This is a genomic window from Paenibacillus sp. P36, from assembly GCF_045866505.1.
Lineage (GTDB): Bacteria > Bacillota > Bacilli > Paenibacillales > NBRC-103111 > Paenibacillus_E > Paenibacillus_E chondroitinus.
In genome coordinates this window covers 5,636,591-5,661,698 of the sequence record NZ_AP038372.1, presented here as the reverse complement: position 1 = coordinate 5,661,698, position 25,108 = coordinate 5,636,591, and the positions used below count along the sequence as shown (strand labels likewise).

Below are 25,108 nucleotides of genomic sequence, written 5' to 3'. Positions count from 1 at the left end.
ACTAGTCCCGACTAAGGGTAAAACTAGGAAACAATCAGAAAGGAGTGACCCCTTCGCATGGATGACAGCTTTCGTTTGAAAGAGGAACGCCTAAACGCTTTAAGCCACGGAATCGGCGCCGCGCTAAGTGCCTTCGGTCTTGTGCTGCTCCTTCAGCGAGCCGCCCTGTTCGAGGATTTTGCTTATACAATTAGCAATACGATTTACGGCTTATCCTTTTGCTTGGTGTACCTGTCCTCAACACTCCTGCATTGCTCACGTTCGCGCAAGTGGGGGGAGCGTTTCGAAATGCTGGATCATGCGGCTATTTTCATCGCCATTGCGGGTTCTTATACGCCATTTTTGATGATTACTCTTCAGGGCACGTTAGGCTACTCTATGCTGCTTCTGGTCTGGGTCCTTGCTTTGGGAGGCGTTCGCTACATCAAGTTCATCATTCGGCGATTTATCCCCTGGGGTCTGCTCCTCTACTTGCTGCTGGCCGGTTTCATGGCTTCGTTGATTGCACCACTACAGGAAAGGCTTCCTCTAATGGCTATTACTTGGATCGTCACCGGCGTTATTCTATACAGTATCGGATTATTATTTTTTCTATGGCGGAAATTGCGCTATCATCATCTGGTTTGGCATGTGTTCGTAGTTGCTGGAAGCAGCTGCCATTTCATTGCCGTGTACGCGTACGTGATGCCCGCTGTACTTTAATTTACTGAGGATGTGCCTTGAAAAATCAAGTAGACAACAGTTTCCTCCGAACTTCTGAAGGCGGATAACTCTTATATTTTTTATAAAGCTTTGTAAAATAGTTCGCGTTCCCGCAGCCGATGTTTTCGGCAATCTCGGTTACGGTCCATTCCGTTTCACGCAGCAAACGATCTGCTTCGTTAATGCGCAGCCAATTGACAAAATCCACAAATGTTCGTCCGGTCAGCTTTTTAAACGTTTTGCAAAAATGGTACGGATTGAGGTTGACCATCTTCGCAGCCTGTTCAACGGAGAGCGGCTCTGCAAGATGAGCCTCAATGTGCTGAATTAACGGCTTAAACGACTCGGAATGCCGCAGAGGAGCGGGTTTATCCACGAACTTGTCCGGCAGAAATTGTCTGGAGAGCAACGCGAAAAGCAGATGAAAATTATGCTTAATGATAAGCTCGTAGGCCGCGGCCGCGTGCTCAAACTCATAGGTTGATTCACGAAGGAGCCGCCGGAAAGGGGCTCCTTGTTCGTCGTTTGCGCCAATCCTGGCAGGCAGTTGCGCGCGTCCGTCCAAGAACGGCAGCATGTACCGCTCGTAGACAGGATCGGGATGCAGCATGCGCAGGAGGGAGGCGTTGAAGACAACAGCTACGAATTCCACGTCTTCGTCTGAGGCATTATAGCCGACATGCAGCGCCCCGGCAGGGACGAACAGCAGGTCGCCGGCGCTCGCCTCGTAAGGGCGGCTATCGATATGAAACTGTGCTTTGCCTGCCTGCATATCAATAATTTCGAAGTGCTCATGCCAATGGAGATATAAAATATTGTCGTCCTTTTTGGCCGCCCGAGATCGATTTCGGTAAAACCGAATCGGATAGTTGCTGTCCCAGAGAGGTGTTTTCTCCCTTAAATCTTGGGGATAAGTCATGCGCAGCCTCGCTTTCTAGTTGTCGGAGAAATAAGGTTACTTGAGCAAGATCAGATAGATTTATAGAATAAATTGCTGATTGTGAGGAGATTGTGCCTTCATTTTAGAGCAAGATCGGTGTGGTTTCAATAGTAGAAAGGATTTGGGTCTATCTGAGAGAATAAGTACTCATCAAGGTACTTAGGAGGTAAATATGACCAATCTATTGGATGTTGAGAAACAGCTGGAGCTTTCTTGGCTGAATAAGCCAGAGCAGTGGGGGTTTACAGATGACGGGGGATTGATCGTTACGGCTCCTCCAGGCGCCGATTATTTTTGCGATCCCGCTGGAAAGCATATTTGTGCGTCGGCTCCTTTTTTGTACACATCAGTGCAGCAATCGTTTGAAATGACAACACAGCTGACTGTTGAAATGAAAAATAAATATGACTCAGGATGCTTAATGCTCCTGGTAGACGAAAACAATTGGTGTAAACTGTGTTTTGAATATAACGGTAAAGTGCCAACGATTGTTTCTGTCGTGACAAAAGATGGCATTTCTGATGACTGTAATTCAGAAATCGTTCATGTGGCTAACCCGTATCTGAGAATCCGTAAAGAGGACGATTGTGTATCCTTTTTTTACTCGCAGGATGGCGAAGAATGGACGTTAGTTCGTTATTTCGGGATGCGCACGCCAAGTGAATGTAAGGCTGGACTTGTCGCACAATCCCCACAAGGAACAGGGAGCACTACGCACTTTATGAACTTAATGGTTACAGAGGCTAAACCCGAGAGCAGATTTGGCCTTAAAGCGATTATCTTTGATTTTGACGGGTTGATTATAGACACGGAATCTCCTTGGTACCACGCTTTTAAAGACATCTACCAGGAACATGGAGTCGAACTTTCGCTTGAACTTTGGTGTAAAAATGTAGGAACTACTTTTGATGAGTTTAATCCTTATGTTTATCTGGAGACCTCCATCCAAAAGCCTTTGGATCATGGATATATCAAACAGTTGTCTCACGAAAAGTATGCCGTCTATCTAGGAGAAGCGAAGCTGCTTCCCGGTGTGCTTCATTTATTGGAAGCAGCCAAGTCGAGAGGTCTGCGAATAGGATTAGCGTCCAGTTCAACACGTGATTGGGTTCACAAATACTTGAAGCAACAAGGTATTTTCTCCTATTTTGATGTGATTCACACAGCTGATGATGTCAAGCGGGTGAAGCCTGATCCTGAATTGTATACATTAACGCTGGAAAAGCTTGGCGTAGCAGCCGGGGAGGCTCTCGTCTTTGAGGATTCCCCTAATGGGTTGAAAGCCGCCAAGGCAGCCGGTATCCGATGCGTGATCGTGCCGAATGATGTTACGCGGAACTTGGAGTTTATCGCACACGATTTGAGAGTTGCCTCACTGGATGAAATCGATTTGGGTGCATTTTAAGTGGCTATCTTAGTTTTGTGCTAGCTCTGATTAAGAATGTCTATTAAGTATCTCATTTGATTTTTCTATAATAAGGGTAAGGTTACAGCATTCAAAACACGCCAAGGAGGCAGGAACAATGCAGCAGAAACAACCTTTACTATTGACAGATGAGCAAATGAGAGAATTTATTACGAATGGGTGTCTAATTCTTAAAACGGATTTTTCCCATGCGTTTCATGACAATCTGCTTGAGCAATTAAATACGGTGTATGCGGAAGAGGGGAATCCTGGAAATAACTTGCTGCCGCGTATCCGAGAGCTGCAAAAAGTATTTGACCACCCCGTTGTTACTGGCGCATTAACAAGTGTGTTAGGTCCAAATTATATGATGCATGCGCACAGACATGGACATTTCAATGCGCTGCCTACGGCAGGCGGCTGGCATAAAGACAGCTATTGGGGTTATGACCGCGTACGCAATCATCACCCGAACTGGGCAATGATTATGTATTTCCCGCAGGATACACCGGTAGATTTGGGGCCGACAGGCATTATGCCAGGCACGCAAAATCACCAGAAGCGGGCATTTGAAGCGAATGAGCATCCGGCTGAAGTTTTGGCAAGCGGCGAGGCAGGCACTTTCGCGTTGATCCATTATGATATCTGGCACCGTTCCACTCCGAATATTCTTGGAAAACCGCGTTATATGCTGAAGTTTGAGTTCATGCGTACCGAGCTGCCTAAACAGCCAAGCTGGAATAATCAGGAGCGCGAATGGAAGAAGCCTGCGAACCTGCTTGCACCGCTTGCTGCGCACGACTTGATGTGGGAAGAGACTTGGAACTGGTTATCCGGCGAACTCTGCTCCTTGGCGGGAACGGCTTCGTCCGATCCGCAGGAAGTTCAGGAGTTGGCGGGGAAATTGAGCGGTGATGAAACGATCGCCATCAATGCCGCTTATGATCTTGCACGTAGAGGGCAGGCTGGCGTGAATGCTCTGCTGGACGGACTCCGCAGTGATGATGTTCATGTATCGCGAATCTCCGCGTATGGTTTAGCGGTTGCTGGAAGCGAAGCGGTTGACGGGTTGATCGCTGCTCTGAACAATGAGAATGTAAATACAGTAACACATGCTGTGTTTGCGCTTGGCGAATTGAGCGGGCTAGCGGCCAAAGCGGTTCCGGCTCTTACCGAACTACTTGATCACCCGGAGGACAAAATCCGCAGCGCCGTTGTTGATGCGCTTGGTTTTATGAACTCGCCTGTAGAGGACGTCGTTGCCAGCTTAACCCGCGGGCTTCAAGATCAGAACGCACAAGTGCGCTTCATGTCCAGCTTATCCTTGTCCCGTATGGGTGCATCGGCAGAACCGGCTGTTCCGCAATTGGAAATTGCGCTGGATGACGAGAACCGATACGTTCGTGCACATGCTGCGGAAACGCTCCATTACATCGGCACAGATCGGGCGAAAAATTCGCTGATCCGCTTCCTGCTGAACAACCGCTGGTGCTCCACGACGACAAAGGCGAATGCTTTTTATCCGTAAGCTGCAAGAAATTGCAAAGGCACGTTGATATACGAAGAGGCCGTCTCTCAACCAGATTTCATGGTTTGGAGACGGCCTCGTCTTTTATTTATGGGTTATTCTCAATGGTTTTTGGTCTCAAATCACGGAAAGCCGTAGGCTTAAAACCGGTCTGCTCTCGGAACATACGGGAAAAATACGATAATTCCATCCCTAACGCGTCAGCGATTTGCGAAACGTTCAATTCTGTCGTCATCAGCAAATCTTTGGCTTTTTCGGAACGCAGATGATTCATGTATTGGATAGGCGAGTAGCCCGTGAATTGCTTGAAAGCATTGATAAAATAATTAGGATGGTAATGCGCAATACGAGAAAGGGTATCTACGGACACATTTTCGGCAATATGCTGTTCCATGTACAGCAAAACTTTGTTCATTTTTTCAAACGTAGGCGTGGAGGTCAGGTTCAGCTTGACGGATTGATTTTGCTCAATAAAATCGGCAATAAACGTCATCAGAATCGAGTACGCTCGAAACTCTGAGGTGATGCTATCGCTCTGGCTGTAAGCAATCAATTGCTCGAAAGCTTTCACGAGCTCTTCCGGATTATGAACTTTCAAGCAAGGCGAGGTTTGCAAAATTTGAAACAAATCCAAATCTCCGATTTTGGCGGAAAAATGGCACCAATACTTGCCGAACGTATTGTCGCTTATTGTGCCATAGGCTTGGTCACTCCCGGCTGGCAGCAAATACAGCTCCCCGGGTTTCGGATAGTAAGTTTGACCCCCGATCCTGACATAGCCTTCACCTTCGCGGATAAAATAAAGTCGGTTAAACGGACAGGCGGGATTCTCATCTGTCCAGGATTTTTGGACTTTGGTATAGGCCGCGTAGGATAGATCCAGCTTCGCCTTGGCGAGATATTTCTTCCAGAACGTGCGTTCGCTATCGTTCATTCCGTTCTTCATAGCCTATATTCCTTTCACGAATATTCGGGCATTTTAAGCATGTGCATAACGGCTATCCGGCTTGCCATGACCCGTCCGAGTCGGCAAAGGGAACTATGATCCGCTATTTCGTCAATTTGATGCCAAACGCTCTTTTTAATCGGAAATAAGACCCCGTAGTTCCCATTCACGGCTCAAAGCGCTTAATCTCACACAAATAGCGGATTCTAGTTCCCTTAATAAATTACTCGTTCGTTAATTTTAGCTTATCCAGCAGTTTGAAAAACAGGCTAAGCACAATAGCAACAATCGTGGCCAACGCCATGCCCTTCAATTCAAAATTCCCCAGCTTCAACGTTGCACCGCTAAGACCGATGACAAGAACTGCCGTTGTCAGAATCAGATTCATCGGTTTGGAATAATCCACTTTCGTCTCTACGAGCATCCGAATACCGGATGCAGCGATAATACCGAACAGCAGCAAGGAAACTCCTCCCATGACAGCTGTAGGAATCGTTTGAATCAAGGCCGAGATTTTCCCCACAAAAGAAAGTACAATCGCCAGGATCGCAGCTCCGCCAATGACCCAAACCGAGTACACACGGCTAATCGCCATGACGCCGATGTTTTCACCGTACGTTGTATTTGGCGTGGAACCAACCAAGGAAGACAACATCGTTGAGATCCCGTTTCCGAGTAAAGACTTGCTTAGACCCGGGTCTTTGGATAAATCTTTGCCCACCATATTGCTGGTTACGATTAAGTGGCCGATATGCTCTGCAATGACAACAAGTGCCGCAGGGGCAATAATTAATATACTTGCTAAATCAAACGTTGGTGAGTAGAAAGTAGGAAGCTGAAGCCAATGAGCGGCATTTAAAGTTTCTTGAATATGCACTAAACCAAGCAATGCGGCAAGCACGTACCCTAGGATGATAGCTACTAGAATAGGGATAACCTTCAACAGTCCTCGAAATACGATGGAACCAACCACGCCTACTAAAAAGGTGAAAATAGATACCGTGATTACGGTCATATCGGGAACCCAAGCTTCCTTGGCATCCGCAGGAGCGATAATGCCGGCCATTGACGCTGCTGTAGGAACTAACTCCAGCCCGATAACGGACACGATAGCGCCCATCGCCGCAGGCGGGAAGACAACGTCAATCCAGCGTGTTCCAACGAAGCGAATCAATAAAGCGATAATCGTAAAGATCAGTCCCACTACGAGAAAACCGCCGAGTGCTGCACTATAACCCTTTTGACCTAGGACGACGAAAACAGGTGAAAGGAAGGCGAAGCTGGACCCCAGGAAAGCGGGGATTTTGCCTTTTGTGATAAAAATATAGAGCAGGGTGCCGATTCCATTCATTAACAATATGGTAGCTGGGTCGACATGGAATAGAATCGGTACAAGCACGGTGGAGCCAAACATCGCAAATAAATGCTGCAAACTAAGGGGAATGCTTTCGCCTATGGAGGGGCGTTCATCAACTTGAATGATACGAGACACGGTAGTAACTCCCTTTCTGTTTCTTCTCGTTCGATATCTTATCATAAAACGTGCCCGTAGGTAAGCCTTACCAATCTTTTCGCAGCGCAAATAAATCATGCAGCTCTTCATTCGAGAGCTCGGTAATCCAGGCTTCGGAGGTGGAAATCACATTTTCGCTCAAACTCATTTTACTTTCGAGCATCTCGTCGATTTTTTCCTCAAGTGTGCCCAGAGAAATAAACTTATGCACTTGTACATTCCGTTTCTGACCCATCCGGTAAGCACGGTCTGTCGCTTGGTTTTCTACGGCTGGATTCCACCATCGGTCAAAGTGGAACACGTGGTTGGCAGCGGTCAAGTTGAGACCGACGCCGCCTGCTTTGAGCGACAAAATAAAGATGCCAGGCCCATCCGCAGCTTGGAACTTGTCAATCATCTTGTCGCGTTCCTGCTTCGGCGTGCTGCCGTTCAAGTACAACACGGGTTCGTCCCGTTGTGCCTGCAAAATATCGGCCAGCAGCTTGCCCATGCTGACATACTGCGTGAAGATCAGGCAGGAGTCGCCTTCATCCCGCAGCTCGCCAACCATCGCAACAAGCCGTTCCAGCTTGGCTGAACGCAAGACGAAGCCTTCCCGACTGTCTTCGTTTAGCAGGCTTTCCTCGGAGATAGGAGCCTCCTTGGTCAGCAGAACCGGGTGATCGCAAAGCTGCTTAAGCTGCGTTAACGCAGAGAGAATCGCGCCCTTGCGCTCCATGCCTTCCAGCTTTTGCATGCGCTCCATGAGGTTTTTGACCGCTTGCTCATACAGCGCTCCTTGCTCAGCGGTCAAGTTCAAGTAGACCTTCATCTCCTGCTTATCCGGCAAATCGAGCTGGATGGCGGGATCTTTCTTTTTCCGGCGCAGCATAAAAGGTTTCACGAGCTTCTGGAGCTGCATCGTCCGCTCCTCATCCTGATGTTTCTCGATCGGATTCGCAAAACGATGCTGAAAGCCGCGCTGATTTCCCAAATAGCCGGGATTCAGGAAGTCATAGATCGACCACAGCTCGGATAACCGATTTTCGATCGGTGTGCCGGTCAGGGCGATCCGATGTTTCGCTTGGAGTGAACGCACGGCGGCGGACTGCTTGTTTTGGGCGTTCTTAATATTTTGCGCTTCGTCCAGACAAAGGGAGCTCCAAACCGTCTCCTGCAGCGTTTCTTGTTCCATAAGAGCGGTCGTATATGAAGTCAGCACGATATCGGTGTCTTTCAAAGCTTCAGAAAGCGCTTCGCCGCTTAAACGGCCTTTGCCGTAATAAAGCAGCACCTTGAGATCCGGGGCAAAACGGACGAGCTCCTTCTGCCAATTGCCGAGTACAGAGGTAGGGCAAATCAGCAGAGCAGGCTGCTCGGATTCAACTTGGTGATGCAGCAAATAGGTGATGAATTGAATGGTTTTCCCAAGCCCCATATCATCGGCAAGACAAGCGCCAAGCCCGAACTTTCTTAGATAAGTTAACCATGTGAAACCTTCATGTTGATAGCTGCGCAGTTCAGCACGCAAGCCTGCTGGAACAGGAATCTCCTGCAGCTCCGACGGCTGTGCAAGTTGACGCAAAAGGCCCATCAGATGCGCGTTTAACTCAACTTCCAATTTGATGCGTTCTTCGTTCTCAGCGTCATCCTCAGGCGATGAACTTCCCTTAGGCGCGTTCTCTTTCTCTGCTTCATTCAGCAGGTGAAGCTGGAAAATATCCAGCAAGGATAGACCTTCTTGCGGGTCAACGCTGGCCATCAGTCTGCGAATTTGCTCCAGCAGCGCCGGGTCCAAGTAGACCCACTGGCCGCGGAAGCGGATGAGGCGCTCATTGCGCGAAAGCAGCGCAGCGAATTCCGCTTCGCTTAGATCCGCTTCGCCAATGGCAATCCGCCAGTCGAAGTCGACCAGGGCGTTCAGCCCGAAGAGCGACTGCCCTTTGCCGCCAGCTTCGGAGGATACCTTCGCGCGCAGCCGCGGCTTTCGCTTGGAGGCAGCCTCCCACCAGCCGGGCAGCATCACATTCCAACCGCCGTCCAGCAGATGCCGGCTGTCTGTCGTTAAAAACGTCCAGGCCGATTCATCGCTTAGCGGCCTGGACAAGAGTGCCAAGCCGCTGCTCCCGCTGGGCAGGCTTTCGGCCAGGCTGGCTGCCCAGCCGGGCGACCGTTCCAGCACGTAGGGACTCCAGCTGCTGTCCCAAGTTCCGGCTGCGGTTCCGTCCGAAGCAAGACGAATCGGGGCGAGCACGGATCGATCCTGCTTGTCCTGCAGGACAAGACGGAGTCGCCACGTGTCGTCCTCTTCATCCGGTTCCAGCAGCTGCAGCGCAGGGCGGAAAGGAGCCGTGTCAGGCCGCCACCCTAAGGAAGCGAGCCATTCTTCCTCCGTTAGGGTGACTGGTGAAGCTGAGCGTTGGAACAACGCGGGGTAGTCGCGGCGAAGGTCGGAGATCGCCGCTTCGCTTGCATAATGCTCCGCGGTGACAACGGCGGAGAACGCTGCGCGCAGCCCGGCCAGACCTTGACCAAGGGCATCGAGGTTTTGAGCTGCTGCCCATTTAAACGATTTCAGCGCATCGGATTCGGCATCCCAGGTCCAACCCAGCGTCCCTTTGCGGAAATCGTGCAAGCTTGGTACATAACGGCCAGCTTGTGCTTCTTGGTATAGGAGCGGCGCTAGCTCGCGCATGGCCTTCATGCCTTCATTTCCATCCTCAAATTGCAGGATTTCCATGAAATCCGGTTCCGTGAAGTAGGGAAGCACCATATCCGCAGGGAGCACGACGACCGAGATGTCACCAGCCTGCTGCAGGTCCAACACAGTGCCGTAATAGGAGGATTCGTGCCAAGCGAACATGAGATTTCGCAGCTTCTCGCCAGGCACATCGCGGTCGTCCAGAAATCCCCAGAATAAAGCGTCGCCGCTTTCAGTTAAAGTCATGCTCATTTGTAAATTGTGCAATATTGCGTTCATCCGAGCAGCTTTCCTTTCCTAAGTTCCTCTTGCAGTGCCCGCAGTCTGCTGTGCCGTTCAACGAAACCGGCAAAAAATGCTTCCCAACGACCGGGCTGCTTCATTTTCTTGTACACTTTTTCGAGTCTTTTCAAAAGTCTAACAGCAGCTTTATAGTCGTGGCGGTTTTTTAAAGCAACGTAATGGTTCACTGCTTGATGATAATAGGGTAAAAGCAGCTGTGGCGCTTCTTTTTCGATTGGCTGAAGCACGCTGACTCTGTGAAAAAGCGGGTCATGCCCTTGAAGGATCTGCATTTCGAGCCAAGCCTTCCATTTGCCTTGCTCGTAGAGGACATTTTCAATGAGAAAGTAGGAACGCGGCAGAAGACTCTCAAATGCTTGCCACATCAGCTCCTCGGCTCCAGGAAAATGAGCGACGGCTTTTTGCCAATAATTCGCGTAGGTATCGAGTTCACGGGTTCGCGGATTGTTGAAGAAGACGGCGGTTTCGGTCAGCCAGTTTACAAGCTCCTTCCAGTTTGCGTTATCCTGCAGATGGTCGAAGAACGTAACGAAAAGGTAGGGAGGTGTGTCTTTGAAGGTTGGCCCCTCTGCGAGTGCTGCCCAAGCGATCTTCGGTTGTGACATCAGCAGGTGCAGGTAAGCTTTCGCGGCTGAAACCGATGGCGTAGCGGCAGAGTCATCTGTTGTCGATGTCTTAAGAGCTTCAATTTCCTTCGGGGCGTAGGATAAAGCCGCTGTGATTCCTGAAGCCATCCATTCGTCCCAAAGCGCGCAGTAGATGCCAAAATCTTGATAACTGTGCCCTTTCTGAGCTGCCAACTGCGTTCTGATATAAGCGAATGTTGTCTCAAGGCGTTCGCTGGACTCAGAAAGAGCTAATCGGCTACCCTTCTCTTTTAACCAGTCCATAATCTCATCGTAAATCTTGTAGGCTGCAGATGACGTAAAGAAGCTCGTCCCGCCTTGTGTGCTTTGCCCTTTTACTTTTCTTAGCAGGAATAACGCTTGATGCAGCTCGAAAAAGCCCAGATCCTGTTCAGAAAAAGGAATGGCAACGTTCATTAAGGTGCTTAAATGGCTGCGCAGCTGCTGAGCGTAAATGCCTTGATCGTAGGTCGGTTTTATGGAGAGGGTGTATTGGTCCAGAAACTGCTGCCATTCGCTAACAGACATTGTAGGCAATTTCATCATGGCGGATTCCGATGTAGCTTGCGAAGCCGCGCGTTTGAGGTGCATTTTTGCATTCATAATCTGGGTCGCCGGGTATCCGAGACGGTCCGCCAGTTCCATCATGACAGCAGCTTGGTGCTTGCAAGCGCCATGAACGGGGCATGTGCAGCTGCCTTCTTTCAACTTATTTAGGTTAAGCGAGACGCGGTAGGCTTCAGATCCGTCGACTTTGGCTTGCACCAAACGAGCGTCGGAGATGCTAAGGGAGATAACTTGTCCTTGCTTAAAATAGGTAAACCCTCTGGAAAGGGTTACGTCCGTATAGGTTTCAGCCACATATTCGAGCAGCTTCAACCACTCTTCATCATTTAAAACAGTAGAAGTGCTCATAGGAAGGCTCCTTGCTAATGAATAGAGTATCTAATAACCTTATTAGTATAAATAGTGCAGCTAATATTGTAAATTTTGTTTCTTAATAAAAATGTTTTTTTGAAATTAGGGAAGGTAGGGTGAATAAATGAGAAAAAGAATAGTCATAATTGGAATAGGACTATTTATTGTTTTTGTTCTATTGTTTTGTACATGGAAATGGATGAATGCTAGAAGTTTCCAAGTTTTTGGCGGGTTAACCAGTCATGTGCAGACGAATGAAAAAGTTGTGGCATTAACGTTTGATGATGGACCGTCGGAACAAACAGCTTCAATTGTTGCCCTATTGGGTAAATATCAGGCAAAAGCTACTTTTTTTCTAATAGGAAGCGAGCTTGAGAAAAATAGAGAAGCTGGGCGGTTGATTGCGCAGGCGGGGCATCAAATCGGAAATCATACCTTTTCACATCAACGAATGGTTTTCAAAAAGCCCTCTTTTATCCGGGAAGAAATTGAAAAAACGAATCAACTGATCCGCGAGACGGGTTACGAAGGTGAAATTGATTTTCGGCCGCCAAACGGTAAAAAGTTGATTGGTTTACCTTATTATTTACATAAGCAGCAGATTCAAACGATCATGTGGAGTTTGGAGCCGGACACGAATTTTCGAACTCCTTCCGACAAAGTAAATGAAGTCGTTCAGCATGTGAAGCCAGGCTCTATCATTTTGCTGCATCCTATGTACGATAAGACGGAGCTTCTTGCGATAGAAGGCATTCTGGATGCTTTGACGAAAGAGGGCTACACCTTTGTAACTGTCAATGACCTACAAAATAGATAATATTCAGTCAGCATGAGCCACATTGACAAAAGATACTGTAACATTTATAATTACAGTATAGCTAGTGAGTGATAAAAATAACGCTAAAGGCGGTGCTGGATGATGAACTATCAAATCAGTGATTGGGTTACAGCCACTACGAATCAAGATGAAATGTTGCATGGGTATGTAGAATCCATGGATGTGCTTGGAGGTTTGACTCGCATTTACGTGATTGCATCCGACCGTGAATCGACGATTGGGAAAGTCATGGAAGTCAGCAACCAAGACGTTAAAAAATTGCCGCCAAGTTCCTTGGATATAGAAGAGCAAGTGAGAAGCTTGATCGATGTTTCCCTCGCGGTGAGAGACGAAATGTGGTTCCTTGAATTGACGGGCAAACTGCTGGCGATTCAACAAAATGAGTCCAAGCGCAGCGAGCGCGATCAGCTTCCGTCCTTAACTTTCAAAAACCGCTTAGGCGTTGATCAGCTATAATGAAAAGCCAATCCAAGACATGTGAGACATGTCGAGTGGATTGGCTTTTTTTGGTTGATGGGGAGTGAGCGCGGCCCCGCGCATTACTGCACAGGCGCCTTTTTCACAACCTGCGGCCCTTTTACCATTTCCGCTTCAAACAGGGCTTGCAGCTCGGTAATTTTCCTTGGATCGGTAAGCGCCATTTTATCTTTAAAATATTGTTCCACAACGAGCTCCCACGTAGGCACGATTTTCTGGGCTGTAATGGAACGGATGGCTGTCTTCAGAAGCCGGCGTTCCTTTGCATTGCTGTAGACATCTACATATTGCTGCGTCCGTTCAAAATCAAGCTCCTGAAAGATCGCTTTGAACACAAGCGATGTCATCCGCGCATCATCCAGCGCTCTGTGGGCGGAGCCTTCCGCCTCGATCTGCAAATCAAGCAGGGCGGCCTCGACGCTGACGTCATTCGTTACATTTTTATAGCGGATAAACCCTTTCAATAAGTCAAAATAGTTGGCATTCATCCAGTACGCATCATCCAATTTGTGCATTCTCGTATCGAAGACAATGCGTTTCAAATCTTCCCCGCCCCATGTAACAAGCAGAAAAGCTTCACTCCGGTTCAGCCAGCTGATGAAATCCGCAATGACACTGCGAAAGCCGGCGGCGCCGTCAATGTCTTCTTGCGGAATGCCTGTTTTCTTTTTAATAAAACTGTTCAATTTAGAAAAATAAACCGGCTTGATCAGAGAGGAGAACTCATCGACCGGCTGAAGGGAGTCATTAAGGCGCACTGCCCCAATCTCGATGACCTCCATAGGTAAATCGCTCGCAAATTTGCGACCGTTAAATTCGATATCCAAAATAATGTAGTCCATGCTGCTTGCCCCCGTTCTTTCTATTCCTATCATTTTAGCAGAAAATGTTTAGGCTGCCATCCTGGCTTTTCCGTAGATTGCGCTTAGTACTAGGCTGAACAACAGTCCGATAAAGGACATACCGGAAATCCATAAGTAAAGCGATTGACCGCCAAAGCTTTCATAGAACCACCCGCCCAGATAAGAAGCAACAATGCCGGATACGCCGAAGAACAGCAAAGCAAGAACGGTTTGACCGGTCGCTCTCCACTCCTCAGGTACAATACGGTATAAATATTGAATCGCCGCGGAATAAAAGATTGGAAACGTGAAGGTTTGCAGAAGCTGTAAGTAAACAAGTACATGAGGTTCTGTTATCCACGAGGATAATAGAAAGCGAATGAAGTAAAAGAACGCAGAAAATGCGATGATTTGGAGTTCCTTCCCTTTACGCAGCCACCAGAAACTTAGCGCAAAAACAAGAATTTCACTTCCTGCGGCTAAAAACCATGCTTGTCCGACCAGCTCAGGACTGCCGCCTAATTTTCGTATATATACGCCTAAAAAGGTATCATTAATTCGTTGCGGAACGGCAACAATAAAGATTAACACCATAAACCAAATTGTCTCTTTATTTCCTAGGAAATTACGCAAGCTTTTTAATGTGATGGGTTTGCCAGTCACTGGTGCATCTGGAAGTGCTAGACAAATGATAAGGCTAATGACGCCGATCCCTCCGAAAAGGTAACCCAAGCTGTTCAAGCCCAAATATTGAATCGCGTATCCAACGGCCAACGACATGACGGCATAGCCAATCGCACCGAAAGTCCTTATGGAGCCATAGCTAACTCCGTTCGCTTCCGCTGTTTGAAAGTTTAAGCTTTCCGTTAACGGATCAAGCGGCATAAGGAAAAAGTACAAAAACATCGTAAACAGAAGCAGTACAATGAAACTATTGGAGGTATACAAAAAATACCCTACAATACTTGAACACACTAATAGAAGCAGCATAACCTTTTTAATGGTTCTGGTCCTGTCACTAATCATGCCCCAGAGCGGCTGTGAGAAGATCGTAATAATTCCTCCTGTACCGATGATCAGGCCGATTTTGGTCGCTGGAAGCCCTTGGGCATCCAGATAAACAGGGAGAAAAGAAACGAACATGGCAAGCAGGGCAAAGTACAAAAAATTAAATGAACGTAAAAGATTTGAAGAGCTCATTATGACCGTAACCTTCCTAGTTGAAATAACTTATGTTTGTTGTAAAACTACATTCTAACACGATGCACGAAAGATTCCAAAAAGAAAAATGTCTCAATTGCAAATGAGGCGCGAACTTCTTACGGACTCAGGAGCCGTTATTTTGCTAAATTCAGCGGAATTTGAGGTGCTAACGGACTGAGGGGACGTTATTTATGGAACTTTTCGCTCTTTGAGGTGTTTCTATGACTAATAGCGACTCTGGAGTCCGTTAGATCCAAATCTTATCGCAAAAACAGCAAATAGCGTCATCTCAGTCCGTTAAGCGTCGTTAGGCGACGAAATAGGCTTTTTTTGCTGAGTCGGCTTTTTTTATTATCATGAATCGGCGTTTTTTATATAACCATTTGCAAGAATTGAAGATTGCTTAGAAAGATCGGTGTCTTTTATGCTAGAAAAGCTGGTATTAAGCATTCTCCAGAACTTCTTTTCTCGCACGAAAAAAATGTCGATGAGGTGATCGTTTGGGAAAAATGACAAAACTGCTATCGGTCAGTATGGTGTCGAGTCTTCTAGTATCTTTTGTGCCCTTTTATGAAAGCGCTTATCCAAAAGCGGAGGCTGCTGCTGTCAACCTGCTGAGCAACGGCGGCTTCGAGCAGACAACGACGACGCTGGATGCGAGCTGGAGCGGCGTTACAAGTCCTGCACCGGTCGGTTGGGGCTTATGGATTCCTACAGGGAGCGGCAAAGCACCGAATCAAACGGTGAATGTCTCCCTAGACTCAACTACCTTTCATGAAGGGAGCAAATCGATTTTGTTTGACGCTTTTGCAACAAGCAGAGTTTCTGTCAATCAAAGCGTGTTGACGGTTACGCCAGGCAAATCCTATCGGCTGAAAGTATGGGTGAAAACCGATAATGTCACGGGGACTGGTGCTTATTTTAGAACACAGTACTATAATACAAGCAAAGTAGGTGACGGCCCTGCATCCGCGAAATTGCTCGGAACGAAGGATTGGACGATGCAGCAAGTTTTTATGACAATTCCGGTAAATGTGACGAAGCTGGTGATCGAGCCGTTTCTGGAAACAGGCAAAGGGAAGGTATGGTTTGATGATATGAGTTTGGAGGAATATAACGGAGTTACAGGAATTACCTTGGATCAAAGTGCGTTTTCCATGGCTCAGGGAGCGTCAGTGGCGTTAGCGCCAACGTTTGTTCCAGCAAATGCGGCGGACAAAACGGTGATTTGGCGTTCATCGAACCCCAATGCAGCAGTTGTAGATAACAATGGAAATGTAACCGGTGTAGGGCTGGGCTCCACGACGATTACGGTGTCGACAACAGATGGTACAATCAAGGCAGAATGTCTCGTAAACGTTGAATCTGCAGAGCTTTTTCAATCCTATGCGCAGATGCGGGCCAAATGGTTCAACAAGCTGACAGGCGGTACAAATTATGATGCCGCTGATCCAGATATTTCAGCTAACTTGGCCAAAATTGCCGATAGCGTTACGAATGCCGATGCGACCGGTATCTGGGATACGCTTAATAAATCCGCAGACCGAACGTTGGTCTGGAATGATCTGGCGAGCACGACAGATTCGGCGCAAGTCACGACTTCGTACAGCAGATTGAGGACGATGGCGCTCGCCTATACGCTCAAGGGATCGAGCTTATATCATAATGAGACGCTTAAAATCGACATTTTGAACACGTTGGACTGGCTGAACGCTAACCGTTACAACGAGTCCAAAACCGAGTACGGCAACTGGTGGGACTGGGAAATTGGCGCTCCGCAAATTATGAATGATATCCTCGTACTGATGTATGAGCATTTGACACCTGCTCAAATTACGAAACATATGAAAGCGATCGATCGATTTGTCCCTGATCCGAAAAAGCGCACGCTGAATAACGTCGTTGAAACCGGCGCCAATCTGCTGGACAAAGCGCTTGTTGTTACGATGCGGGGCATCATCGGCAATAACAGTGCGAAAATTACGCAAGGCCGCGACCCGATTGGTCCCGAATTTATTTATGCCAATCATGGAGACGGAGTATACCTGGATGGTTCGTTAGTGCAGCATACGAATATTGCGTATACAGCTGGTTATGGCGCTGTATGGTTAAGCCGAGCTGCTGATATGACGTATGTCCTTAATGGCTCCCCATGGCCTGTAACGGATCCTAACGTTAACAATGTGTACAAATGGGTTACGGATACGTTCGAACCTGTTATTTATAAAGGACTTTACATGGATATGGTGAACGGCCGGGGTATTTCCAGACAAGCAACAGGCAGCGCTAGAAGTACGATTACCACTTTGCTTCGTTTAGCGGTAGGAGCGCCGGCAGATGTTGCGCTTTCGATTAAGCGGATGGCGAAGGAATGGATTTTGAGCGATACGACCTACGCTAATTATGTGGATGGGCTGCCGATTTATGAGTTGACGCTGATTAAAGAGCTAATGAGCGACTCCACGATTCAGCGCAGAGGAGAATTAGAGCGGAATCAGGTATTTGCCGGCATGGATCGTGTCGTTCATTTGCGTGACGGATATGGCTTTGGATTAAGTCTTTTCTCGAACCGGATTTCTGCTTTTGAAAAGGGAAATAACGAAAATCTTAAAGGCTGGTACACGGGAATCGGCATGACGTTCCTGTATGATCAGGATCTTAACCAGTACCGCAATGACTTCTGGCCGACTGTGGATTCCTTCCGTTTGCCAGGCACGACGACGGATCAGTCTGGGAAAGGCGTGACCCCTGGCGAGTGGACCTCGTATATGAACGCCAAAAATTGGGTGGGCGGTTCCTCCATCGACGGCCTATATGGTGCCGCAGGCATGGACTTTTCGATGGATAAAGTGACGGGCAGCACGCTGCAAGGCAAAAAATCGTGGTTCATGTTCGACGATGAAATCGTCGCTTTAGGAGCAGGAATATCGAAAAGCTCAGCAGCGAACGCGCCGGTTGAAACGATCATCGATAACCGGAAGCTGAATGACGCGGGAGACAATGTGCTAACGATTAACGGCTCTGCACAACCGAATCAATTGGGCTGGTCAGGAACGCTAAATCAAGTGAACTGGGCTCATATAGCCGGTAATGTGGCGAATTCGGATATCGGTTATTATTTCCCAGGGTCAGCAACCGTCTATGGCTTGCGTGAAGCGAGAACGGGGAGCTGGCAAGAGATTAACAGCGGCCAATCGAATACGCCGATTACGCGTAATTATGTAAGCTTGGCTTTCGAACACGGGCAAAATCCGACGAATGCCTCCTATGCTTATATCATGCTGCCACACAAGGATGCTGCGGCAACAGCGGCGTACAGTCAATCGCCGAACGTTGAGATTTTAAGTAATACAGCCGATGTGCATGCCGTGAAAGAAAAGCAGTTGGGCATTACAGCGGCAAACTTCTGGAACCCGGGTTCCGTGGCTGGCATTACCTCCAGCAATCCGGCGTCTGTTATGGTGAAGGAATCGGAGACGGAGCTTTCCATCGCGGTATCCGATCCAACACAAGCGCAGAACATGATTTCACTTGAACTGAATAAAACGGGCTTGCAGCTCGTTAGCAGCGACAGCACAATTTCTGTGCAGCAAATGTCTCCTAGCTTGAAGCTTGATATTCAGGTTGCCAATTCGTATGGTAAAACGCATGTCATTACCTTCAAGAAAGACAGCGCAGCTCCTGTAACGACAGATGACGCGAAATCAGGATGGCAGCGTACGGCGCAAACGGTGACATTAACGGCAAGCGACGCTGGCAGCGGCGTACAAACAACGATGTACAGCCTAGATAACGGTGCCTTCGCAGAAGGAAACACGGTATCCGTTACGGAGGATGGTTTGCATCAAATTCGTTATTACAGTGTCGATCAAGCCGGCAACCAAGAGTCTATCAAAACGGTTGAAGTCAAAATCGATACCAAGGCGCCGGTCATTTCTCCTTCGGTCACGATGGATGTTTATTGGACGGATGGCGGCAGTCTAACTTTCAACACGAGAGATGAAGTAAGCGGAGTGGTTGCCAAGTCAGTCAGCATTGACGGCGCTAAAGTTAGCGATCCCTATACGTACAAACCCTTTACGCTCCGTATTGGTGAGCATCAAGTTAACGTAACGGCAACGGATGCTGCAGGAAATGAAGCGGCCGTGAGCTACGTGCTTAAGGTGCATATGGACGTCATGCATTTGGATGAAGCGGTTCGTTATGCTTACCAACAAGGCTGGATTACGAACCAAGGCATTTATAACAGCTTGTTAATGATGGTTGAGGCGTTGCAAAAGCACTTGGATGACAAGGGTGTCAAGACGGCATTGAACGCTCTCGAACAGCATGTTCGAGCGCAGTCAGGCAAAAAAATCGACAGCAATTTTGCAGCATTTTTACTGGATGCCATTTCATTCCTGAAGGCATAAACAAGATCATCGGGTTTTCCTGAAAGTCATGAAGATGACGGAGGGAAAGCCCTTTCTTTTTTTGTGGAAAGGCATTCCTGCTTCTTCCAATTCGTACGAGGACGGTTTACAATAACGGAAGAGGAGTTGATGTCTAATGGATTCGAAGATCGTGCAGCTGGTTCTGGACGCCAAAGCCACTCTAGGTGAAGGCCCGAGCTGGAATGAGGATGAGAAAGCGCTTTATTGGGTTGATATTATAGGAGAGAGGTTTTGCAGGTTCGATCCGGAGACCGGTCAAAATGAGTCCTTTCCTATTGGCGAATTTGTAGGTGCAGTTGTTTGCGCCGGGAAAGATGAGGTCGTTTTGGCGACACAATCCGGTTTCCAATCCTATCACATGAAGCAGCGTACTTTAACACCTCTCGTTGATCCAGAAGAACACTTGCCTTCCAATCGGTTTAACGATGGAAAATGTGATAGCCATGGCCGCTTCTGGGCAGGAACGATGGAAATCATTGAAAAAGGGGCGACAGGCTCCCTCTATGTACTTGAACCAGATGGCAGCTGCCGCAAAGTTCACGAAGACGTCGGTGTATCGAACGGGATCGCCTGGAGTCTAGACGAAAAAGAGATGTATTATATTGATTCGATGAGAAAACATGTGTTAGCTTTTGATTTTGATGCGGAAAAAGGAGAAATTAGCCGTCCAAGAACATTGATCGATTTCGCTGGCGAGCAAGGATTTCCAGACGGTATGACGATTGATGCAGAAGGGATGCTTTGGATTGCTCACTGGGATGGCTGGCAGGTGTCGCGCTGGAATCCCCGCACAGGCATGAAACTGGAGAGCATCGCGGTCCCCGCAGCGAAAGTAACCTCGTGTATTTTTGGCGGAGATGAGCTGGACACTTTATACATAACGAGCGCGCGAAAAGGGCTGGAGGAAGACAAAGCAGGAGATCAGCCTCACGCCGGCGGCATTTTTGCAGTCAAACCTGGTGTTAAAGGAACGAAGACGCATGCATTTGGAACACCATATATCCAACAAAAGGAGTAGTTTTATGTCAGTAGAATCTAATCAGCTAAACATCCAGTATATTGGACAGGTTGGCGTTATTTTGCGAAAAAACGACATGGCCATAGCCATTGACCCGTATTTGACGGATTCTGTCGATCAACTCGGAGGATCTCCCGAAGGGTTCTGGGTGAGAAGATATGGACCACCGGTAAAGCCCGAAACATTGACGGATCTGGATCTTGTCCTTTGTACGCACGAACATATGGATCATATGGATCCAGCGACGCTGCGGGCCATTGCGAAGGCATCACCGGATTGCCGCTTCGGCGCTCCCAAGGTTTGCTTGCCGGCACTGGAGGCAATGGGAATTACGCCTAATCGGCTGCAAGCGCTTGGAGTTCAAGAGGCTTGGCCGTTCGCTGAAGGGCTGAACATTCAGCCGATACCGGCGTGGCATGAAGAGCGTGTGCAGGATGAAGCGGGCTGGGACCATTATTTGGGCTACATGCTCGAGTGGGACAACTTATGTCTCTACCATGCAGGTGATACCCTTTTGACGGATGAATTGGTGAACACATTGTCAGGTTACAGCATTGATGTAGGATTCCTGCCGATTAATGGCCGGGATATTTTCCGCAACAGAGTTGGCGTCGTGGGCAATATGAATGCTTTGGAAGCGGCAGATCTGGCTGCGCATCTTCGATTTGATATTGTGGTGCCTGTTCACTTTGATATGTATCCTAATAATAGTGAAGGCATTGCGCCGTTCGTAGACCGATTGTATCAGAAGCATCTGGGGCAGAAATTTCATATTTTTCAACCAGGTGAGACACTTTTGTATAGGAAAATGAGATAGATTGGGATCAGTAATTAGGGCCTCTCAGTGTTCGAGTTAGCACGAAGGGGCCTTGGTTTCGGATTATTCGACACATCTGTGCGTTGAAAATAGGCCATAAGGCTATTGCAACTAAGCACATCTTCATCTTCAGGTATCCTATGTGATGTGATATGCTGAAGAGGCTGGTACGCACCTAAACAGCTGCTAACATGACCATTATGAATGGAGTGTTGTTCAGATGAAAATGTACCAATCCGTTGACTACATCCAGCAGACTGAGAAAATCGCGCTTTACAAGCTTCATCAACAGGCGAATGAGCCGGAGCATACGCATAATTTCATCGAGCTGGTTTATATCTGTCAGGGAGCCGGGTACCATCAAGTGAATGGGAAGTCATTTGCCGTGCAGCGCGGGGATTTTTTGTTCATGAATGTTGGCGATCGGCATGCGTTTGAAATTCAAAAGAACATGCAGTATATGAATATTTTGCTGGATCCTGAGTTTCTAAGCAATCGATTGCAGGCTACCGAAAGCGCTTCCGATTTTCTCCCGCTCATGTTGTTTCAGGAGTTCAAGTCCTCACTTGCCAATCCTTCGCCTCACGTCACGTTCAGAGGGAAAAACATGATTGAAGTCGAGCAGCTGCTCGAAACGATGTATGCGGAATATTGTGGTAAAAAGAGCGGTTATTTAGCTATGCTTCACGGCTATGCGACACTGTTATTGACGCGTATGCTCAGATCGATGCAAGAAAATCTACATAACTCCGAATTGCGCACGGCTTATCACATGCTACCTCAGCTGCTGTCCTATATCGAGGAGCATTATGCGGGGCATATTACGCTGAATGATTTGGCGCGCGAGAGCTTTTATTCCCCCTATTATTTGAGCAAAATGTTCAAAGATTGCCTGGGGTTCACCTTCACGGAATACGTTCACGACGTCAGGCTGCGCGAAGCGAAGCGAATGCTGCTGGAAACGAAGGATTCTGTCGAATCCATCGGACGAAGCGTCGGTTATGAGGATAAAACGCAGTTTTTCCGCCTGTTTAAACAGACCTTAGGGATGACGCCTCAGCAGCTTAGGAAGCAGATGTGAAAGTATGCTTGAAGAGCGGGCTTTGAGGGATAAGTATGTAAAAGCATTTACAAGCAATTAGAATTGTAAACGCTTAATATGGATGGTAGGCCTGCTCCGCTTGTTGGGGTGGGCTTTTTGTTTTTGGGGTTAGAGGCTGATCACACAGGTATGAGCACACCGGCGAGAGTTAGCGTGTCAAAGCGCTAGAAGCTGTGCAGCCTCCTTGGACGAAATCCAATGAAACCCCCTTTAGCGCCTCTAAATTGCTCATTACATTGGACCAAATCCAATAGAACAGCAATATCGAGCGCTATAGCGGCATGATTATCCGATGTCATTGGATTTCATCCAATAGAATCGGTAATCGAGCCATCAAATCATTAGGTTCATTGGATTTCGTCCAACGACCAACCAACCTGTTTAAAAGCTCCGTTGGCATTGCGCACTGTCCATGCACTCGGCCACAGGCTTGAACCTCGTAGCTTCAAGGAAAGCCTGCCGTCAAATCCCAAGTCCTGTTGTGACTTTGTGGGACTTTCTTTGCGTTTGCCTGACTGAACCTCTGAGTCCAGCATGTGTGCCTCTAGGCAGGCTTCATGATGAGGCCCTATTATCTCATTTTCATAGCCGTAAATGATGTCGAGAAGGTGTTGGTAGCGGTTACATTTTATGCATAAAGAGCCGAATCGGTCTAATCTTGTCGAATCTTAACGATGAGTAGTGTGTTTAGTGAAGATAGTGAATTTTCAGAAAATAAGGTTGATTATTAGGGGCAATCTCCATAACAATGAGGATGAGTCCACAAACTCAAAAACATTTTAGGAAATCGGAGGGTTGCAAATGAAGTCAAGGAGGAAGTCGATTATTTTACTCCTGGTTTCTGCACTCATGTTGACGCTTGTACTTGGGGGGTGTCAAGACAGTCCAGCTTCGACGACTCCAGCGCCAACGACTGCTGCGGTACAAGCAACGAAAGCGCCGGATCCAACAAAAGCACCTGACGGTGGAGGCGGACAACCTGCGCAATTGACAGCATTTAAGGATTCGCCGGTATTGGCGTCCAAAGGATTGCCACCCGTGAAAGATCGCTTGCCAAGCGATTATAAATTCACGAATGAATTGCCGGAGAGCCAAATGAAATACGAAATCGGTACGTATGGCGGTGTTTTGAGAACGGTTACATCTGCTCCGGACTGGGATGCTGACGTTTTCGTTATGAACAACGAACCGCTGCTGAACACGCCGGGTATTCTCGGTGATCAAATCACAGGTAACGTGCTCAAAGATTACAAAGTCAGCGATGATCAAAAAACATTCACTTTCTCCATGCGCAAAGGGCTGAAATGGTCCGATGGTCAGCCGGTTACAACGGAAGACGTCAGATTTACGGTGGAGGATATTTTGAACGATCCCGAGTTGACGCCAATCTTCCCTGTATGGCTGCGTGGCGGCGGTGAAGCCGATGCGGCTCCGATGAAGCTGGAAGTGATCGACGATTTGAACTTCAAGCTGACGTTCGACCGTCCGTACGGCGGTATCCTGATCCGCTTCGCCATTCAAGGCTGGCGCGGATATACAGAGCTCATCCGTCCTGCGCACTATCTCAAACAGTTCCACAAAAAGTACACACCACTGGATAAACTGGAACCGCTGATTAAACAAGCAGGCTTCCAACCTGGCGAATGGTTCAATCTTTTTAACGATAAAGATATTACGAACTGGGAACTTGCAAATAAGAAAGCTGTTGGTTTCCCTGTACTGTACCCATGGATGATGACCAAATCGACGGAATCTGTAACAACGTATGAACGCAACCCGTACTATTTCAAAGTGGATACGGCAGGCAATCAATTGCCTTATATCGACAGCATTCAGAGTACGCTCGTACAGGACATTGAGATGGTTGGTTTGAAAACGATTGCTGGTGAAGTCGACTTCTCCAGGGAATCAGCAGCTCTGATCAAAATGCCGCTTTATCGTGAAAACGAGAAAAACGGCTACAAAGCATTGCTGGCCAACATGCACGTGACGCCAACGGATATTTTCTTGAACGAAACGTTCAACGATCCGAACTGGCAAAAAGTTGTTCAGGATGTGCGCTTCCGCAAGGCACTCAGCTTGGCGCTGAACCGCAAAGAGATCATTGACACGATCTACTATGGCTTTGCGAAGCCGGGCAGCATTGAGGATCCGACATTTGATCTGGCTGCTGCGAACAAATTGCTCGATGAAATGGGCCTCACCAAAGGGGCTGACGGCAAACGTCTTGGACCGGATGGCAAGGTGTTCACGATTCCGTTCGAAGTCGGAGCACAAGCACCGGATATCGTCCCGCTAACTCAATTAATCGTGGAGATGTGGAAGCAGCTTGGTCTGAACGTCACCATGAAAACAATCGACCAAACGCTTTGGACGACGCGGAATACGAACAATGAGCTGCAAGCGACCATGATCTGGACGCATACACCGCTCTGGTACATGGGCGATTGGGGTACTCAGCTTTGGGGAGCGCAATGGGATCTCTGGCGTACTTCAGGCGGTAAGAACGGTCAAGAACCGCCTGCCGACATCAAGAACCTATACAAAATGATCAATGACGCTGCAGCTGCGAACCCAGAGGATGCGAAGAAAAAAGTAGCTGAAATTAAACAAGTCATGAAAGACAAGGTCTACTATTTCATTCCGATTTCGGAAGTGAAGCAGCCTCTAATCGTCAATGCGAAGCTGCACAACATTCCGAATGACACCAGCTTTGCGATTGGTGCGAACTTCAGCGGCGAGCAGTTCTTTTATAGCAAATAATTGAACAGGAACCAGTAGGAGCCCGGACGGCGGCAGGTCGTTTGATCCGGGCTC

General features: G+C 47.9%; 17 protein-coding genes. 10 read left to right on the top strand and 7 right to left on the bottom strand.

The window, feature by feature from the left end:
* Positions 1-57 precede the first annotated feature (57 nt).
* Positions 58-702, top strand: coding sequence for a hemolysin III family protein (locus tag ACKTT9_RS25590; protein WP_407868103.1), 645 nt, complete (start codon positions 58-60; stop codon positions 700-702).
* Between the two features lie 25 nt (positions 703-727).
* Here ACKTT9_RS25590 and ACKTT9_RS25585 read toward each other — a convergent pair whose 3' ends face one another.
* Positions 728-1,621 (bottom strand): AraC family transcriptional regulator, encoded by an 894-nt coding sequence (locus tag ACKTT9_RS25585; protein WP_407868102.1) that lies wholly within the window; start codon positions 1,619-1,621, stop codon positions 728-730.
* Between the two features lie 193 nt (positions 1,622-1,814).
* Here ACKTT9_RS25585 and ACKTT9_RS25580 point away from each other — a divergent pair, with 193 nt between their 5' ends.
* Complete coding sequence (locus ACKTT9_RS25580; RefSeq protein ID WP_407868101.1) at positions 1,815-3,047, top strand: HAD-IA family hydrolase; 1,233 nt, start codon at positions 1,815-1,817, stop codon at positions 3,045-3,047.
* 118 nt (positions 3,048-3,165) lie between these two features.
* The gene (locus ACKTT9_RS25575; protein WP_407868100.1) at positions 3,166-4,575 is read left to right on the top strand and encodes a HEAT repeat domain-containing protein; all 1,410 of its coding nucleotides are present in this window, start codon (positions 3,166-3,168) and stop codon (positions 4,573-4,575) included.
* An 88-nt stretch (positions 4,576-4,663) separates the two neighbouring features.
* Here ACKTT9_RS25575 and ACKTT9_RS25570 read toward each other — a convergent pair whose 3' ends face one another.
* The 4 genes from ACKTT9_RS25570 to ACKTT9_RS25555 form a co-directional block, all read right to left on the bottom strand.
* Positions 4,664-5,521 carry an AraC family transcriptional regulator gene (locus tag ACKTT9_RS25570; protein ID WP_407868099.1) on the bottom strand — a complete coding sequence of 286 codons (858 nt, stop codon included), beginning with the start codon at positions 5,519-5,521 and terminating at the stop codon, positions 4,664-4,666.
* Between the two features lie 223 nt (positions 5,522-5,744).
* Complete coding sequence (gene uraA / locus ACKTT9_RS25565) at positions 5,745-7,058, bottom strand: uracil permease (RefSeq protein ID WP_407868098.1); 1,314 nt, start codon at positions 7,056-7,058, stop codon at positions 5,745-5,747.
* Positions 7,059-7,080: 22 nt separating this feature from the next.
* Positions 7,081-9,993 carry a DEAD/DEAH box helicase gene (locus ACKTT9_RS25560; protein WP_407868097.1) on the bottom strand — a complete coding sequence of 971 codons (2,913 nt, stop codon included), beginning with the start codon at positions 9,991-9,993 and terminating at the stop codon, positions 7,081-7,083.
* On the bottom strand, positions 9,990-11,558 hold the full coding sequence (locus ACKTT9_RS25555) for an SWIM zinc finger domain-containing protein (RefSeq protein WP_407868096.1): 1,569 nt from the start codon (positions 11,556-11,558) through the stop codon (positions 9,990-9,992). Before ACKTT9_RS25555 ends, ACKTT9_RS25560 begins: the two co-directional genes overlap by 4 nt.
* Positions 11,559-11,685: 127 nt before the next feature.
* On the opposite strand from ACKTT9_RS25555, the gene ACKTT9_RS25550 reads away from it, so the two are divergent.
* A complete protein-coding gene (locus tag ACKTT9_RS25550) occupies positions 11,686-12,378 on the top strand; it encodes a polysaccharide deacetylase family protein (RefSeq protein WP_407868095.1) in 693 nt (230 codons plus the stop codon).
* Positions 12,379-12,477: 99 nt separating this feature from the next.
* Entirely contained in the window at positions 12,478-12,855 is a 378-nt protein-coding gene (locus ACKTT9_RS25545; protein WP_127450193.1) for a hypothetical protein, read from the top strand.
* 83 nt (positions 12,856-12,938) lie between these two features.
* Here the strand turns inward: ACKTT9_RS25545 and ACKTT9_RS25540 are convergent, their stop codons facing one another.
* Together ACKTT9_RS25540 and ACKTT9_RS25535 are read right to left on the bottom strand one after the other, a co-directional pair.
* The gene (locus ACKTT9_RS25540; RefSeq protein ID WP_157322021.1) at positions 12,939-13,718 is read right to left on the bottom strand and encodes a 3'-5' exonuclease; all 780 of its coding nucleotides are present in this window, start codon (positions 13,716-13,718) and stop codon (positions 12,939-12,941) included.
* Between the two features lie 48 nt (positions 13,719-13,766).
* Positions 13,767-14,918: an MFS transporter gene (locus ACKTT9_RS25535; protein ID WP_407868094.1), complete on the bottom strand. Its 1,152-nt coding sequence runs from the start codon at positions 14,916-14,918 to the stop codon at positions 13,767-13,769.
* A gap of 512 nt (positions 14,919-15,430) precedes the next feature.
* Here ACKTT9_RS25535 and ACKTT9_RS25530 point away from each other — a divergent pair.
* The 5 genes from ACKTT9_RS25530 (at position 15,431) to ACKTT9_RS25510 (ending at position 25,054) form a co-directional block, all read left to right on the top strand.
* Positions 15,431-19,333: a polysaccharide lyase family 8 super-sandwich domain-containing protein gene (locus ACKTT9_RS25530; RefSeq protein ID WP_407873109.1), complete on the top strand. Its 3,903-nt coding sequence runs from the start codon at positions 15,431-15,433 to the stop codon at positions 19,331-19,333.
* Between the two features lie 136 nt (positions 19,334-19,469).
* Positions 19,470-20,372 (top strand): SMP-30/gluconolactonase/LRE family protein, encoded by a 903-nt coding sequence (locus ACKTT9_RS25525; protein ID WP_407868093.1) that lies wholly within the window; start codon positions 19,470-19,472, stop codon positions 20,370-20,372.
* Positions 20,373-20,376: 4 nt separating this feature from the next.
* Positions 20,377-21,189: an MBL fold metallo-hydrolase gene (locus tag ACKTT9_RS25520; RefSeq protein ID WP_407868092.1), complete on the top strand. Its 813-nt coding sequence runs from the start codon at positions 20,377-20,379 to the stop codon at positions 21,187-21,189.
* Positions 21,190-21,409: 220 nt separating this feature from the next.
* The gene (locus ACKTT9_RS25515; RefSeq protein ID WP_407868091.1) at positions 21,410-22,270 is read left to right on the top strand and encodes an AraC family transcriptional regulator; all 861 of its coding nucleotides are present in this window, start codon (positions 21,410-21,412) and stop codon (positions 22,268-22,270) included.
* A gap of 822 nt (positions 22,271-23,092) precedes the next feature.
* Positions 23,093-25,054 carry an ABC transporter substrate-binding protein gene (locus ACKTT9_RS25510; protein WP_407868090.1) on the top strand — a complete coding sequence of 654 codons (1,962 nt, stop codon included), beginning with the start codon at positions 23,093-23,095 and terminating at the stop codon, positions 25,052-25,054.
* Positions 25,055-25,108 lie beyond the last annotated feature (54 nt).